Raw genomic sequence first — 15271 nt, 5'->3', positions numbered from 1 at the left:
CGGGGCAGGCTCTTCGTCGGCATGACGTTTATATTCGGTGCGCTTCGCGTAAGACTCACACGCTATCGGCGAGCTGGCACTTGAGGATGCCGTAGTCATAACGGCCATCGAGCGCCGCGAATGCCGGGCCGAGCTTGCCCGTATCGCGCGTCTCGCAGCGCTCGAACGCCGCTTCGATCTCATCCCGTTCCGCCGGATCGAGCTTCAGCGCGTCGTCCGCGGTGATGATGCCCGCCTCGATCGCTTCCGCCAGATGGCCATAAACGGTCGAGGCTTCGATCCCGCGTTCCGCCGCGATCGCTTCGGCATCGAGCCCACGCAGATGCGCCGCCAGCGTCACGTTGACCGTCGCCGACAAACGGTTGTTGAGCGCCGGATGCTTCTTGAATTGCGAGATCACGTCCAGGAACGCCGCGCCATACCGCGCGATCTTGCTGGCCCCGAGACCGATAATGTCGTGCAGCGCGTTTTCGCTCGTCGGCCGCTTTTCGGAAAGCTCGATCAGCGTTTTGTCCTGCGCCACGACATAGGGCGGAAGCTTCGCGGCGGCGGCGAGTTTCTGCCGGGCCGCGCGAAGGGCATCAAACAGCGGCTGATTTTCGCGCGCGACTTTCGGCGCTGCCGACGCCGAGCGCCGTGAGGGCTTGGCGGCGTGGCGGGCCACCCGCAGCAGAAAGCGCTCTTCGCCGCGAAGCAGCGGGCGCGCCCGATCCGTCAGCTCCAGCGATCCCATGCCTTCCTGGTCGATGGAAAGATAGCCGAGCGCCGTCAGTTGCCGGAACAGACCTTTCCACGTCGCCTGCGCCACATCCCGGCCGATCCCGTAGACGGACAGCCGATCATGGCCGTTCCTGATGATGCGCTCGTCCGCGACGCCCATCAGAACGTCGACGAGATACGTCACGCCAAAACGCTGCTCGGTTCGATAAACAGCGGAAAGCGCTTTCTGTGCCAGCACGGTGCCGTCTTCCGTATGGGGCGGACTGAGGCAGTTGTCGCAATTCCCGCACGGCTCGGCGCGCGTCTCGCCGAAATAGGACAGCAGCGCCTGTCGCCGACATCCCGGCATTTCGGCGAGCCCGATCAGCGCGTCGAGCTTCTGCCGCTGTACCTTCTTGAACGCTTCCGACCCGTCGGATTGGTTGATCCATTGCCGAAGCTGCACGATGTCCTGGAAACCGTACGCCATCCACGCATTTGCCGGCTCGCCGTCGCGCCCCGCGCGCCCCGTCTCCTGGTAGTAGGACTCGATGGATTTCGGCAGATTCAAATGCGCGACGAAACGAACGTCCGGCTTGTCGATGCCCATGCCGAACGCGATCGTTGCGACGATGATGAGGCCGTCTTCTGTCAGGAACTTGGATTGCGCCGCCGCGCGCAGCGGCGCATCGAGCCCGGCGTGATATGCGAGCGCCTTGCGCCCCTTCGACGATAGCCACGCCGCCGTTTCCTCGACAGACTTGCGCGACAGGCAATAGACGATGCCGGCGTCCGCCGGATGTTCGCTCTCGATGAACTGCCACAACCGTTCGCGTGCGCTGACGCTGCCCAACTCCGCGATGGTGTAACGGATATTCGGACGGTCGAAGCTCGCGATGAACGTCGCGGCGTTTTCGAGCGACAGCTCTGAGACGATGTCCTGCCGCGTTCTCTCATCCGCCGTAGCGGTCAGCGCCACGCGCGGCACATTGGGAAAGCGCTGCGCCAGAATCTTGAGCTGGCGATATTCCGGGCGGAAGTCATGGCCCCACTGCGACACGCAATGGGCCTCGTCGATTGCGAAGATAGCAATGTCGTTGCGCTCGAACAGGTTCAGCGTGCGCTCCTGCACCAGCCGTTCCGGCGCGACGTAGAGCAGATCGAGCGCGCCGCCCGCGAATTCCCTCTCGATGCGATCCTGCGTGGCGCGATCCTGCGTCGAGTTCAGGAAGGCGGCCTTGACGCCAACATCACACAGCGCATCGACCTGATCCTGCATCAGCGCGATGAGCGGTGAAATCACGATGCCAGTGCCGGGGCGAACGAGCGCCGGGATCTGATAGCAGAGCGATTTGCCGCCGCCCGTCGGCATCAGCGCGAGACAATCTCGACCGCCGAGCAGCGTCGCGATGATGTCGCTCTGGTGCGAGCGGAAACCCTTGTACCCGAAGATGTTTTCGAGCGTCGCCCGCGCCGCGTCCATCTGATCGGCAGCACCGGGCGCAAAAGGCAGCGAAAGCGGCGCGGCGCGTGCCGGCATTGGATTTCCTATGCGCAGGACATCGAAAGCCCGGAAGCTAATCTGATTCGCTCCGGCGGTCCCTCAAAGGCGCCCGTGCAACACCAAAAACCCGTTGATTTCATTGATAGCTTTCGCTGAACCGGCAACGTTGCGGCTTTTTAACCTCACGTTCAGAATGAGTTCATCTTCTCCCCGATAAGGTGTTGCTCAAGCTGGTGATGACACCTCCCCCCGTGCGCACCAGATGCTGCTGAGCCCGGCCGAGCCAAGACCTCCCCCCGTCTTCCCCGCTTGGCCGGGCCGCAGCCAATCAATTCCCCAAAAAAATCGTCGCGACTATGGTCCGGTCAACGCCGGTGCCTCCGCTGTTTCCGTCTTGGGACCGAGCGCGGCACGAACAATTTCGAGCGCCGTCTCGACGCCTCGCTTCATTGCAAGCGGTGATTGAGACAGATCAGCGGGAATGTGCACGAACCCGACCGAACCGCCATGGTGTTCCGCGCATGCGAGCGATTGATAGAGCGCTGCGTTGCACAGATAGCCGCCTGCATCGTCGGACGACGAGCACGGCCATCCGCGTGCTTCGAGCGCGCGTGAAATTCGAGGAATGTCGATGGTCGCCCGGCGTTCGGCAAGGCCATCCGGACATAGCAGTTCGTCCGCCGGCAACACTCCCGCGGCATCCGGTGATGCACGAAGAGCATTGCGCCCCGTCGTTTCGAGTCGAACGCACTGCAAACCGCTCGCAACGCCGAAATGAAGAGCGAGGACCGGATGATATCGCGCATGCAGCGCCGCAATGCGGCGGGGCGCGCGGCCCCATTCGGTCGGCAGCACGGCCGCAACGAAGCGAACGTTGGGAAACTCCCGGCGCGCAATCCGGACAAGTCGCCGGACAAGTTCTCCGGACGCATTCACCGGAACGCCGGGAAACGGCCCGAAGCCGGTTAGCAGCACGGTCGGGCGAATATCGGCTTTGTCAACCATCGAGTGAAATATAACGCCTCACACCCTGTGTTGAAGATCCTCACCAACACAGGCTTCGCGAAGCCGCTACGAAGCGGCTGGCGGCTTTTTATCGAATACGAGCCGCCCTTCCTCGGCCTTGTTGAAGTACTGCGCCGCGACCAGCCACCCCTTGAGCGGCCGAAGCGGCGGAATGCACGTCAACAGGATGAGCGGCAGACTGGTGATGAGATGCACCCAGAACGGCGGCGAATGCGCGACCTCCAGCCAGACCGCGAATAGTGCGCTCGGGATGCAGGCAAAGCACTCGACGAAGAATGCAGGGCCGTCGGCCGGATCAGCGAATGAGAAATCCAAACCGCACACCGGGCACGACGTCTTTAGCTTCAGGAAGCCGTCGAACATCTTGCCCTTTCCGCAGCGCGGACAAAGGCCCCACACCCCGGTTTTCGAGGGAGGAAGCTCCGGCCACTTATGTTCCGCACACATCGCCCGATGTCCTTTTTGCTGAGGCTGCTCCACTATGTATGTTTATTGTATGGTTGCGAGGTCTGTCACCAGCAAAATGTATGGATATTCATAACAACGATATATATCCCGTTATTTCAATATATTATGCTATTTTCCGATGGAGCGATGAGAGTGAACGGCAAAATCTATCAGTCATCAGAAACTTGTTCTTCCATACAAGATAGGAGAATGGTAGGAAATGTATGGGTTTTGATGGTGGATGGGCGGCAATGACGGCGTGGAAGCCTTGGATCGTTGACGGCAGTCAGCTCAAATATCGCGGCATCGTCGAAGCTCTCGAAACGGATTTGAAAGAGGGCCGGCTTCAGCCCGGCGATCGCTTGCCGCCGCAAAGATCGATCGCCGAAGTCCTTGACGTCGATCTCACCACCGTCACACGCGCCTTCAATGAGGCGCGGCGGCGTGGTTTGGTCGAAGCCAATGCCGGACGCGGCACATTCGTTCGCCGGCGCATCGACGACAGCCGCATTCTGGGATTGAGTGCGCCCCCGGCCGTCGATCTCAGCATGAACATTCCTTCCCAACCGGCGAGCGCTAACCTCAAGCGCCTCATCCCCGAAACCATCGCCAACATCCTTTCCGAAGAGCACGGGATGTTGAACCTCCACTATCAGGAAAGCACCGGCAGCGATGCCGATCGTGCCGCCGCAGCGGTATGGCTGTCGCGCCGGATCGATCAGGTGAAGCCCTCGTCGATCGTCCTGACCAGCGGCGCCCAAAGCGCACTTTACGCCATCTGCACCTGCATTCTTACGCGCGGCGACGCCATTGCCGCCGGCTGCGTCACATATCCGGGACTGAAAGCGGTCACCCAGCAACTCGGCCTGACGCTTCAGTCCTTAGCGATGGATGACAAAGGCATCACGCCGCAAGCATTCGAAGCCTGTTGCCGGCAACGGCCGCCAAAAGCCCTCTACGTCATTCCGGCCATCGACAATCCGACGACTGCGACGCTGCCCGATGACCGCCGCCGCGAGCTCGCTGCGATCGCGCGCCGTCACGGCGTGATAATTATCGAGGATGACCCTTATTCCGTTCTTCAAGTCGATCATCTGCCGCCGTTCGCATCGCTCGCGCCTGAGATCACATGGCATATCGCCACATTGTCGAAGTGCGCGACGCCGGCGCTCCGGATTGCCTACGTCGTCACGCCGGGCGCCGCCCTAGCGATGCGGCTCGCCGGCATCATTCGCGCCGTCAATCTCATGGTGCCGCCGATCAACGCCGCCGTAGCCTCGCGTTGGATTTCAACCGGCATCATCGATGATCTGACGGTCGCCATTCGTGATGAAAACATCGCCCGCCAGCGTTTGGCGGCAAAGGAACTCGGTCACGCCGATATCGTGGCCGATAGCTGCGGCCATCATATCTGGCTGAAGATGCCGCCGCATTGGCGGGCCGCCGATTTTGCCGACCATGCCAAGCGGGCGGGAATTTCCGTCGTTCCAAGCTCGGTGTTCGCGACCGGCTCCGACGAGCCCGAGGCGTTGCGCCTGTCCCTCGGCGTCGCGCCCGACCGCAACGCTCTTGTCGATGCGCTAAAGGAGGTTGCGGATCTTCTTGTGCAGCCCGCACTGGGGGTGAGGGCGATTGTCTAGCTTCGACCTGCTGCTCTCTATAGCCTGTCTGCTATAGTAAACATTCGCCCCGCCGAACGCGTCCGTTTCATAACAGTTTTGTGCTGCCAAACGGGCCAGTTGCAAACGCCGACGGCCTAGATATCCTTGCGGCTATATCGCGAATTAACAGCAAGGTAGATCTTGATGCTCTCGGCCTCGTTCCTCTCACGGTTTTCTTTGCGTATCGCTCTCGCTGGCTTGATGCTGGTGTCGACCCTTCTGGTCGTCGATGCGCAGGCGCAGAAAACCGATACGACAACAATTACGATATTTGCCGCCGCAAGTTTGAAGAACGCGCTCGACAGCGCGGCTGCCGCCTATGGAAAGAGCACGGGCAACAAGGTCGTCATTTCATATGCAGGCTCGTCGGCGCTCGCAAAGCAGATCGAGCAGGGCGCGCCCGCCGACATCTTCATCTCCGCCGACCTGGATTGGATGGACTATGTTGATAAAAAGAAGCTCGTCAAAGACGACACGCGTTTCAACCTGCTCGGCAACCGCCTCGTCCTGATCGCGCCGAAGGACAGCAACGTTTCACTTAAAATTGGCGACGGCTTTCCTCTCGCCGCCACCCTCGGCGATAATCGTATCGCGATGGCGAATGTGAAGTCGGTCCCGGCCGGCAAATATGGGTCGGCCGCTTTGACGAAGCTCGGCGTCTGGAAAGATGTCGAGCCGAAAGTCGCCCAGGCCGATAACGTCCGTGCCGCTCTTGCCCTCGTTGCGCAAGGCGAGGCGCCGCTCGGAATCGTCTACGAGACGGATGCCGCCGCCGAACCCAAAGTCAAAATCGTTGACGTTTTCCCCGAAGATTCCCATCCGCCGATCATCTATCCGATCGCCATTTTGGCTGAAACGAAGAATGGCGATGCCGCAAAGGCGTTCATCGATTATCTGAAGACCCCAGACGCCCAGGCGATGTTCACCAAGCAGGGATTTACTGTTTTCAAGTAACTGCACGGTCGCCGCAGGTCAGCAAAGGACGCTCAAGTGCTTGGCTTTTCTCCCGATGAGTGGACGGCGATCGAACTCAGCCTCCGGGTCGCGACCGTCGGAACGCTTGTCGGGCTTCCGGCGGCCGTGTTTCTCGCCTACGTTTTGGCGAGATGGCGCTTTCCGGGAAAGGTCGTGCTCGATGGCCTGCTGCATCTGCCGCTTGTGCTTCCGCCGGTCGTAACCGGCTACATTCTTCTGCTGACGTTTGGGCGGCATGGGCCGATCGGCAAGCAGCTTTACGACCTTTTCGGCATAACGTTCTCGTTCCGCTGGACGGGTGCCGCGCTGGCGTGCGGCGTCATGGGCTTTCCGCTCATGCTTCGGGCGATCAGACTGTCGTTCGAAGCAATCGATCGGCGGCTTGAAACCGCGGCTTCGACGCTCGGCGCGAACGCGTGGTGGACATTCCTGCTCGTCACGATGCCGCTCGCGCTTCCCGGCGTTCTGGTCGGCGTCATATTGTGTTTTGCAAAAGCGCTGGGAGAATTCGGCGCGACGATTACCTTCGTGTCGAACATCCCCGGCGAGACGCAAACCATTCCTTCGGCGATCTACACCTACACCCAGGTTCCCGGCGGCGAGGGGCAGGCGTTCCGGCTCGCCTGCGTTTCAATCGCCATTGCAATGCTCGCGCTGATCGTGTCCGAGATCCTGAACCGCCGTATTCAGAAGCGCATCGCCGTGTTCGAATGACGAGTGAGGACTGGGCGCTCAGCGTCAGGGCATTCCAAAAGCGAAACGGCTTCACGCTCGATGTCGCCTTCGAAAGCGATAGCCGGCTGACGGCTCTCTTCGGGCCTTCCGGATCTGGAAAGACCTCAGTTCTGAACATGATCGCCGGCGTCAACCGTCCGGACAGGGGCCGCATCGTCGTCACCGGTAAGGTCCTGACCGATACCGACTCCGGAATTTTCGTGCCGCCTCACCTTCGCCGGGTCGGCTTTGTTTTTCAGGACGCCCAGCTTTTTCCGCATCTGACGGTCGGCCAGAACATCAAGTTCGGGCAATGGTTCAAGCGCGGGGAAAAAGACGCGCTGCCGCAGGACGTGATCGTCGACGTGCTCGGCATCGGTGATCTCTTGAAGCGCCGCCCCGCCACGCTGTCGGGCGGCGAGAAGCATCGCGTCGCGATTGCACGGGCATTGCTGGCGTCGCCGCGCATCCTGTTGATGGATGAGCCGATGACCGGCCTCGACGATGACCGCCGCATGGAGATCATGAGCTTGATCGAGCGTGTCCGCGACGAGTTCTCGGTGCCGATCGTCCTGGTAACCCACAACACCGAAGAAGTAAAAAGGCTCGCCTCGCGCGTCATACGCATTGTCGATGGCCGCGTGACCGGGGCCGGAACCCCGGCCGAGGTCCTGTCCCGCTGAAACGCTTACGCGCGCGCCGGCTGCACGCCTTTCTTTGCCGCCTTTTGACCGGGCTTTTCCAGTTGCACCAAATGCCTCTCGATCGACGATAGCGGCTTGGCAAAAACGGTGAGGGCCTTGGCTTCCATCTCCCGGTAATGACGGATGAGTTCGGCGCCGAACGGCGTCAGTTTCGCGGCCCCTCCGCCTCTTCCGCCATGATGGCGCTCGATCAGCGGGTCGGCGAACATCGAATTGAATTCGTCGATCAGGTACCACGCGCGCTTGTATGACATGTCCATGGCTTTCGCCGCTTTGGCGATCGACCCGTGCTGTCCGATGAGTTCCAGAAGCTGCACGCGGCCGTGGCCGATATAGCGATCGCCATCGAAGTCGATGCGGATTTTAACGACTGTCATTTTTCACCGCGCTGCATTCAAAATTGTTATTACCATTCGACCCGCCGGTCCGCACATTGCTGCTTTGCGTTTGCCGGATGACTGCTGATAACTCTACCCGACAACCAATCACGACCACAGACTGTTTTGGCGATGTCCCAAGAAGTCGAAAGGTAGGCCCCTGTTGGGCCGAGATCCAAAGCTTACGCAGCGCCACGCCCCTGACCGGTCTTCAATTAATCAATGGCTATTTCGAGCGCCACCCCGCATGGCGTCGCTTCGCGCCTCTCTGGCGTCGCTAAAATTCCTGAACTAACATCGCAGACGGTATAACCCGTTGAGGGTGGATGGGCGGTCGCCATGCCGCCCGGCCCGCTTCGTCGCGGCGTGAAATCGGAGGAGTAAGCACACATGACGCCCACTCGGAAGACACTCGTAGCATCGACGGCAATTCTTTTGATGGGCAGCTTCTCAGCTTGGGGCGAGCCCTTGACGTCGGTCGGCCCCGGCGAAGGCGAAGTCGATATCGTTGCTTGGCCCGGATACATAGAGCGCGGCGAGTCCGACAAGAATTACGATTGGGTGACAAGCTTCGAAAAGGACACCGGCTGCAAGGTCAACGTCAAGACCGCGGCCACCTCCGATGAAATGGTCACGCTGATGAACCAGGGCGGCTTCGATCTCGTCACCGCCTCGGGCGATGCCTCGCTCCGCCTCGTCGCCGGCAAGAAAGTCCAGCCGATCAACATTGATTTGATCCCGAGCTGGAAAACGCTCGATCCGCGGCTTCAGGATGCGCCATGGCACACAGTCGATGGCGTTCACTATGGCGTGCCCTATCAGTGGGGCCCGAACGTACTCGCCTACAACACGACCGTGTTCAAGGAAGCCCCCACGAGCTGGTCGGTGGTGTTCGAGGAGCAGACGCTGCCCGACGGCAAAAGCAACAAGGGTCGCGTCCAGGCTTATGACGGGCCGATCTACATCGCCGACGCCGCTCTCTATCTTGCGAAGAAAAAGCCCGAACTCGGCATCAAGAATCCATATGAGCTGAACAAGGAACAGTACGACGCCGTCATCGCGTTGCTGCAATCGCAGCGTGCCCTGATCGGCCGCTACTGGCACGATGCGACCGTTCAGGTCGATGACTTCAAGAACGAAGGCGTCGTCGCATCCTCGTCCTGGCCCTATCAGGTAAACCTGCTTCAGGCCGACAAGAAGCCGATCGCTTCGACCATCCCTCAGGAAGGTGCGACGGGCTGGGCCGATACGACGATGATGCATGTAAACGCCAAACATCCCAACTGCGCCTACAAGTGGATGGAGCACTCGCTCAATCCCAAGCTCCAGGGCGATTTGGCGTCATGGTTCGGCTCCGTGCCGACCGTCCCGGCAGCCTGCAAGGGCAACGCCCTGCTGACCGACGCTGGCTGCGCGACGAACGGCTCGGAGAACTTCGAAAAGATCTGGTTCTGGCGCACGCCGACAGCAAAGTGCGAAAAGGAAAGCTCTTGCGTCCCCTATTCGCAGTGGGCGAAAGATTACATCGCCATCCTCGGTAAGTAGTTGTCCTGTCTCCTGCGGCCGGCCGCCATCGGTCGGCCGCAAGGCGCTAAAAGAGTTTCATGTCTCCAGCAGTCCGCTTTCAGAATGTCTCGCGTCGGTTCGGTTCGGTTCGCGCCGTCGACGGCGTTTCGCTCGATATCGAGCCAGGCGAGTTTTTCGCCCTTCTCGGTCCTTCCGGTTCCGGCAAGACGACTTGCCTCCGGCTCATCGCAGGCTTCGAGCAGCCGGACGAAGGCCACATCGAGATTTTCGGCGAAACTGCCGAGGGCGTTCCGCCCTATCGCCGTAACGTCAACACCGTCTTTCAGGACTACGCGCTTTTCCCGCACATGACCGTCGGTGAGAACGTCGCCTACGGACTGATGATCAAAGGCGTCTCCAAAGCCGAGCGCGAAGCCAAAGCCAAGGACGCCTTGGCGCTCGTCAAGCTTGCAGGCTACGACACGCGCCGCACGGCCCAGCTTTCCGGCGGCCAGCGCCAGCGCGTGGCGCTTGCCCGCGCACTCGTCAACGGCCCCAAGGTGCTGTTGCTCGACGAGCCGCTCGGCGCCCTCGACTTGAAGCTGCGCGAACAGATGCAGGAAGAACTGAAATCGCTGCAGACCAGCCTCGGCATCACCTTCGTCTTCGTCACGCACGATCAGGGTGAAGCCCTGTCGATGGCGAACCGCGTCGCGATTTTCAACGACGGCAAAATCGTGCAGGTCGGTACTCCCTCCGACGTCTACGAACGGCCCACATCCCGCTTCGTCGCCGATTTCGTCGGGTCCTCGAACGTCCTGCCGCCGGAATTTGCCGTCGCCCACGGCGGTGTCGCCGCCTGGACAAGCCTTCGCCCCGAGCGCATCGACGTCGTTCCTGAAACCGCGTCGATTGCCGCCGATCATACCTCCGCGCGCGGCACGATCAGCTCCATCAGCTATCAGGGCGCCGTGACGCGCATCACGGTCGCGACGGACAAGCTTCCCATCGTGGCGACCATTCCGCCCGGAGCATCACTCCACAAAGGCGATGCGGTCACGCTCGCTTGGCCGAAATCGGCGATGGTCGCGATGGGAGACGGAGCGTGACGGTCGCCGCTCACGAAAGCCCTCGCGGGGCTGCTGGGGCCGTCTCCGATTTCTTTTTTGCGCGCCCGCAATGGCTGACGTTCCTTTTGCTGACGCCGCCGCTTCTCTGGATCGGCATCGTCTACGTCGGCTCGCTATTCGCTCTTCTGCTGCAGAGCTTCTATTCGCTCGATGATTTCTCGGGTCTCGTCGTTCACCAGTTCACGCTCGCGACCTATCAGCAGCTGTTCGAGGGCTCGAACGTCCAGATCATCCTGAGAACTGTCACTATGGCTGCGCTTGTGACGATCACCAGCGCCATCATCGCGTTTCCGATCGCATATTACGCGGCGCGCTACGCCCGCGGCTGGATGAAAGCGCTTTTCTACCTCGCGGTGATGATGCCGCTCTGGTCGAGCTATCTCGTCAAAGTTTATGCCTGGAAGCTGATACTCGCGAAGGAAGGTGTCATTACCTGGTTCGCGAACACTCTGCACCTCGGCTGGCTGCTCGACGGAATCCTGGCGCTGCCGGTCGTTGGCGGTCCGTCGCTTTCGTTCAGCTATTTGGGAACCTTCCTCGTCTTCGTCTACATCTGGCTGCCGTACATGATCTTGCCGACGCAAGCCGCGTTGGAACGCGTTCCGGCGAACTTCATCGAAGCCTCGGCCGATCTCGGCGCCGAGCCCGGTCAGACTTTCCGGACAGTGATTTTCCCCCTGGCACTCCCGGGCATTGTAGCCGGATCGATCTTCACGTTTTCGCTGACGCTCGGCGATTACATCATTCCCCAGATCGTCGGGAATTCTCGTCTGATGATCGGGCAGGCGGTCTATACGCTTCAAGGCACAGCCGGCAACATTCCGCTGGCGGCGGCTTTCACGGTCGTCCCGATGGTCATCATGGCGGCCTACCTTTGGATGGCGAAGCGGATGGGGGCGTTCGATGTCCTCTAACGGCAAAAACCCGTCGCCTTTCGGTCTGCGCATTTCGGCGGTCGCAGGTCTTCTGTTCCTGCATTTGCCTTTGTTCTTCATCTTCCTCTACGCTTTCACGACCGAGGAAAAGAGCTTCCAATTCCCACCTCCGGGCCTCACGACGAAATGGTTTGGGGTGGCGTGGAATTCGCGGCCCGACATCTGGCCGCCGCTTTATCTTTCGTTGCAGGTCGCTGCCGTCGCGACGATCCTGGCGTTGATCTTCGGCACGCTGGCGGCCGCCGCACTGTCGCGCGCAAAATTCTTCGGTCGCGAAACGATCTCGCTGCTGTTTGTGCTTCCGATCGCCTTGCCCGGCATTATCACCGGCATCGCGCTCCGCTCCGCCTTCGACATCATGAGCATCCCGTTCTCGGTCTGGACGATCATGCTCGGCCACGCGACGTTCTGCATCGTCGTCGTGTACAATAATGCGGTTGCGCGATTCCGCCGGCTCTCGGGCAATCTCGTCGAGGCGTCGATGGATCTCGGCGCCGATTCCTTCCAGACCTTCCGCTACGTCATCCTGCCGCAAATCGGCACCGCGCTTCTCGCCGGCGGAATGCTTGCATTTGCGCTGTCTTTCGACGAAGTGATTGTCACGACATTCACCGCCGGCCAGCAGACGACGCTTCCGATCTGGATGCTGTCGGAACTGATTCGGCCGCGGCAACGACCGGTGACGAACGTGGTCGCCGTCTTCGTTTTTCTCGTAACGCTATTGCCGATCCTTGCGGCCTACTACTTGACGCGGGAAGGCGAACACACAGGCGGCTCCTCGAAGTAGCGGGGCGCCGGAACGATCAGTGGAGGAAACCATGCTCGACACCAACATGCTCATCGGTTCCGATTTCGTCGCGGGAACGGATTCACCGGAGCCGATCGTCAACCCTAAGACCGAAGAAGTGATCACCAATCTGCCGGACGCGTCCGTTGCTCAGGTCGACGCCGCCGTAAGCGCGGCCGAGAAAGCCTTCAAGACATGGTCGCAGACGACACCTGCCGAACGCTCGACGCTGCTTTTGAAGCTCGCCGATGCGGTCGAAAAGGAAGCAGAAGCCTTCGCGGCGCTCGAAGCGCTGAATACCGGTAAGCCGCGCATCCGCGTCCTGCAGGACGAAATGCCCGCCATTGTCGATTGCTTCCGCTTTTTTGCAGCCGCCGTACGCACGATGCACGGCCCGGTCGCTGCCGAATATCTCGCCGGTCACACCTCGATGATCCGCCGCGATCCCGTCGGCGTCGTCGGCTCGATCGCACCTTGGAACTACCCGCTGATGATGGCGGCGTGGAAGCTCGGCCCGGCTCTCGCCGGTGGCAACACCATCGTCTTGAAGCCGTCCGAACAAACGCCGCTGACCTTGCTGAAGCTCGGTAAGATCATCGCCGACATCTTCCCCGAAGGCGTCGTCAACATCGTCGTCGGCAAGGGTGCGACCACCGGCTCGGCCCTCATCAACCACCCGAAGGTCGCGATGGTTTCGTTGACGGGCAGCATCGGCACCGGCCAGAAGGTGCTTCAGGCCGCCGTTTCGAATATCAAGCGCACGCACCTCGAACTCGGCGGCAAGGCGCCCGTCATCGTGTTCGACGACGCCGACATCGCTTCCGTCGTCGATGGCGTCAAAATCTTCGGCTATTACAACGCGGGCCAGGACTGCACCGCCGCGTGCCGCATCTACGCCGGCAAGAAAGTCTACGACAACCTCGTCGCCGATCTCGCCAGCGCGGTTAAAAGCTTGAAGTACAATCAGCCCAACGATGACGACAACGATCTCGGACCGCTGATCTCATCAGCGCAGAAGGGGCGCGTCCAAGGCTTCGTCGAGCGAGCCAGCCAACTGAATCATGTCAATGTCGCCGCCGGTGGCAAAGCGCCGTCGGGCAAGGGCTTCTTCTTCGAGCCGACGCTCATCGCCGGCGCGCAGCAGGAAGATGAGATCGTGCGCAAAGAAGTGTTCGGTCCGGTGGTTTCGGTTACGCCGTTCGACGATGCCGATGAAGCCATCGCCTGGGCCAACGACAGCGACTATGGCCTCGCATCATCGGTTTGGACCAATGATATCGCCAAAGGCATGAAGGTTGCGTCGCGGCTGCAATATGGCTGCACATGGGTCAACACGCACTTCATGCTGTGCAGTGAGATGCCCCACGGCGGTCTCAAGATGTCGGGTTACGGCAAAGATCTTTCGATGTATGCCCTCGAAGACTATACCGTCCCGCGTCATGTGATGGTGAAGCTCTGATCCTCGTCTCTCGCGACGACGCGATTTATCGAGCTGTCAACTGAAGCGGCGGCGAGGTCAAGTGGACCTTGCCGCCGTTTTCTACTATGGCCCAAGAAAACAGAGGTTGCCGAACAGCCGCCTCATCCAGAAACGCACACGAGATGTCATGGCCGACATGACGGGCACGGTTACGTTGACTCACGACGAACTGCTTCAACAATTGCAGGTCCTGGCCGAGCGCGCGACGCGTCGCTTCGGGCTTCCCGATGGCATTCCCGTCAAGCTGATCAACGTTTCCGAGAACGCGACCTACAAGGTCGAAGACGCAACGGGCCGAAAATGGGCTTTGCGGATTCACCGCGAAGGTTATCACTCGCGGACCGCCATTGCATCGGAGCTTGCTTGGCTCGCGGCATTGCGTGAAAGCGGCGGCGTCGCGACGCCGACCGCCGTGCGCGGCGCCGACGGCGAATTCATTCAAACGGTAGCCGTCGAAGGCCTGCCCAATCCGCGCAATGTCGTCCTCTTCGAATGGGAGAACGGGAACGAACCCGACCAGACCGATGTAGCCGGCTTCGAGCTGTTGGGCGAAACCGCCGCCCGCATGCATGCGCACGTCCGCAAATGGCGGCGCCCTGCCTGGTTCGAGCGCCATACGTGGGATTTCGAGACCAGCCTTGGCAGTCGCCCGCACTGGGGCTACTGGAAGAACGGAATGGGGATGACGGCGGAGGCGATGGAAGCCATCTCCGAGACCGTCGCCCTGATCGAGCAGCGTCTCGAGGCGTTCGGCAAAGCGCCCGACCGCTTCAACCTAGTCCACGGCGATATGCGCCTTGCCAATCTTCTGATGGACGGCAACACCGTCAAAGTCATCGATTTCGACGACTGCGGCTTTTCCTGGCTGCTCTATGATTGCGCCACGACGGTATCCTTTTTCGAGCACGCACCCGAAGTGCCCGATCTTCTCAAAGCATGGGTCCGCGGTTACGGCCGGATCGGCACATTGAGCGAGGCGGACGAGAACGAAATTCCGACATTCGTAATGCTACGCAGGCTGCTGCTCGTTGCGTGGATCGGATCACATTCCGAGACCGAACTCGCCAAATCGATGGGCGTCGCCTACACGCAGGATTCGATTCCGCTCTGCGAAAAATATCTCTCTCAGTTTGGCCTTCCGAGAAACGCCCCAACCGGCGCCCCCGCCGCCAAGAAAAGCATTTTGAGCCGCTTGTTCGGCTGAATGTTGCAGTGCAATTAGGCATTTGCAGATGCAAAGTGCCGAATATTTAATCGTGCGCGGCAGTTGACCAGCCGAACGCATCTGCTAGCTTTTTTCTTCGCGATATTGGCACCTTCCCACCA

General features: G+C 60.5%; 14 protein-coding genes. 10 read left to right on the top strand and 4 right to left on the bottom strand.

Annotated features, from left to right (window positions below; all coding sequences use genetic code 11):
- Window positions 1-55 precede the first annotated feature (55 nt).
- The 3 genes from recQ to QM780_RS11510 form a co-directional block, all read right to left on the bottom strand.
- Window positions 56-2239: a DNA helicase RecQ gene (recQ, locus tag QM780_RS11520; RefSeq protein WP_415070614.1), complete on the bottom strand. Its 2184-nt coding sequence runs from the start codon at window positions 2237-2239 to the stop codon at window positions 56-58.
- Between the two features lie 318 nt (window positions 2240-2557).
- The gene (locus tag QM780_RS11515) at window positions 2558-3208 is read right to left on the bottom strand and encodes a pyroglutamyl-peptidase I (protein ID WP_415070613.1); all 651 of its coding nucleotides are present in this window, start codon (window positions 3206-3208) and stop codon (window positions 2558-2560) included.
- 66 nt (window positions 3209-3274) lie between these two features.
- Window positions 3275-3676 carry a DUF983 domain-containing protein gene (locus tag QM780_RS11510; RefSeq protein ID WP_415070612.1) on the bottom strand — a complete coding sequence of 134 codons (402 nt, stop codon included), beginning with the start codon at window positions 3674-3676 and terminating at the stop codon, window positions 3275-3277.
- Window positions 3677-3927: 251 nt separating this feature from the next.
- On the opposite strand from QM780_RS11510, the gene QM780_RS11505 reads away from it, so the two are divergent.
- The 4 genes from QM780_RS11505 (at window position 3928) to QM780_RS11490 (ending at window position 7709) form a co-directional block, all read left to right on the top strand.
- A complete protein-coding gene (locus tag QM780_RS11505) occupies window positions 3928-5316 on the top strand; it encodes a PLP-dependent aminotransferase family protein (RefSeq protein ID WP_415070611.1) in 1389 nt (462 codons plus the stop codon).
- A 165-nt stretch (window positions 5317-5481) separates the two neighbouring features.
- Window positions 5482-6291 carry a molybdate ABC transporter substrate-binding protein gene (gene modA / locus QM780_RS11500; RefSeq protein ID WP_415072023.1) on the top strand — a complete coding sequence of 270 codons (810 nt, stop codon included), beginning with the start codon at window positions 5482-5484 and terminating at the stop codon, window positions 6289-6291.
- Between the two features lie 36 nt (window positions 6292-6327).
- Complete coding sequence (gene modB / locus QM780_RS11495) at window positions 6328-7026, top strand: molybdate ABC transporter permease subunit (protein WP_415070610.1); 699 nt, start codon at window positions 6328-6330, stop codon at window positions 7024-7026.
- Window positions 7023-7709: a molybdenum ABC transporter ATP-binding protein gene (locus tag QM780_RS11490; RefSeq protein ID WP_415070609.1), complete on the top strand. Its 687-nt coding sequence runs from the start codon at window positions 7023-7025 to the stop codon at window positions 7707-7709. Before modB ends, QM780_RS11490 begins: the two co-directional genes overlap by 4 nt.
- 5 nt (window positions 7710-7714) lie before the next feature.
- Here the strand turns inward: QM780_RS11490 and QM780_RS11485 are convergent, their stop codons facing one another.
- On the bottom strand, window positions 7715-8107 hold the full coding sequence (locus tag QM780_RS11485; RefSeq protein WP_415070608.1) for a winged helix-turn-helix domain-containing protein: 393 nt from the start codon (window positions 8105-8107) through the stop codon (window positions 7715-7717).
- Window positions 8108-8545: 438 nt separating this feature from the next.
- Here QM780_RS11485 and QM780_RS11480 point away from each other — a divergent pair, with 438 nt between their 5' ends.
- The 6 genes from QM780_RS11480 (at window position 8546) to QM780_RS11455 (ending at window position 15149) form a co-directional block, all read left to right on the top strand.
- The gene (locus QM780_RS11480; protein WP_415072022.1) at window positions 8546-9652 is read left to right on the top strand and encodes an ABC transporter substrate-binding protein; all 1107 of its coding nucleotides are present in this window, start codon (window positions 8546-8548) and stop codon (window positions 9650-9652) included.
- Window positions 9653-9711: 59 nt separating this feature from the next.
- The gene (locus QM780_RS11475) at window positions 9712-10722 is read left to right on the top strand and encodes an ABC transporter ATP-binding protein (RefSeq protein WP_415070607.1); all 1011 of its coding nucleotides are present in this window, start codon (window positions 9712-9714) and stop codon (window positions 10720-10722) included.
- Complete coding sequence (locus tag QM780_RS11470; protein WP_415070606.1) at window positions 10719-11657, top strand: ABC transporter permease; 939 nt, start codon at window positions 10719-10721, stop codon at window positions 11655-11657. Before QM780_RS11475 ends, QM780_RS11470 begins: the two co-directional genes overlap by 4 nt.
- On the top strand, window positions 11647-12465 hold the full coding sequence (locus QM780_RS11465; RefSeq protein ID WP_415070605.1) for an ABC transporter permease: 819 nt from the start codon (window positions 11647-11649) through the stop codon (window positions 12463-12465). The genes QM780_RS11470 and QM780_RS11465 overlap by 11 nt, the downstream gene beginning before the upstream one ends.
- Before the next feature lie 31 nt (window positions 12466-12496).
- Window positions 12497-13924: a gamma-aminobutyraldehyde dehydrogenase gene (locus QM780_RS11460; RefSeq protein ID WP_415070604.1), complete on the top strand. Its 1428-nt coding sequence runs from the start codon at window positions 12497-12499 to the stop codon at window positions 13922-13924.
- 148 nt (window positions 13925-14072) lie between these two features.
- Entirely contained in the window at window positions 14073-15149 is a 1077-nt protein-coding gene (locus QM780_RS11455) for a phosphotransferase enzyme family protein (protein ID WP_415070603.1), read from the top strand.
- The last annotated feature ends 122 nt before the right edge of the window (window positions 15150-15271 follow it).

Origin of the sequence: Hyphomicrobium sp. (assembly GCF_047600905.1) — a bacterium.
Lineage (GTDB): Bacteria > Pseudomonadota > Alphaproteobacteria > Rhizobiales > Hyphomicrobiaceae > Hyphomicrobium_B.
The sequence above is the reverse complement of the archived record's forward strand: the minus strand, read 5'-3'. Positions and strand labels throughout refer to the sequence as shown.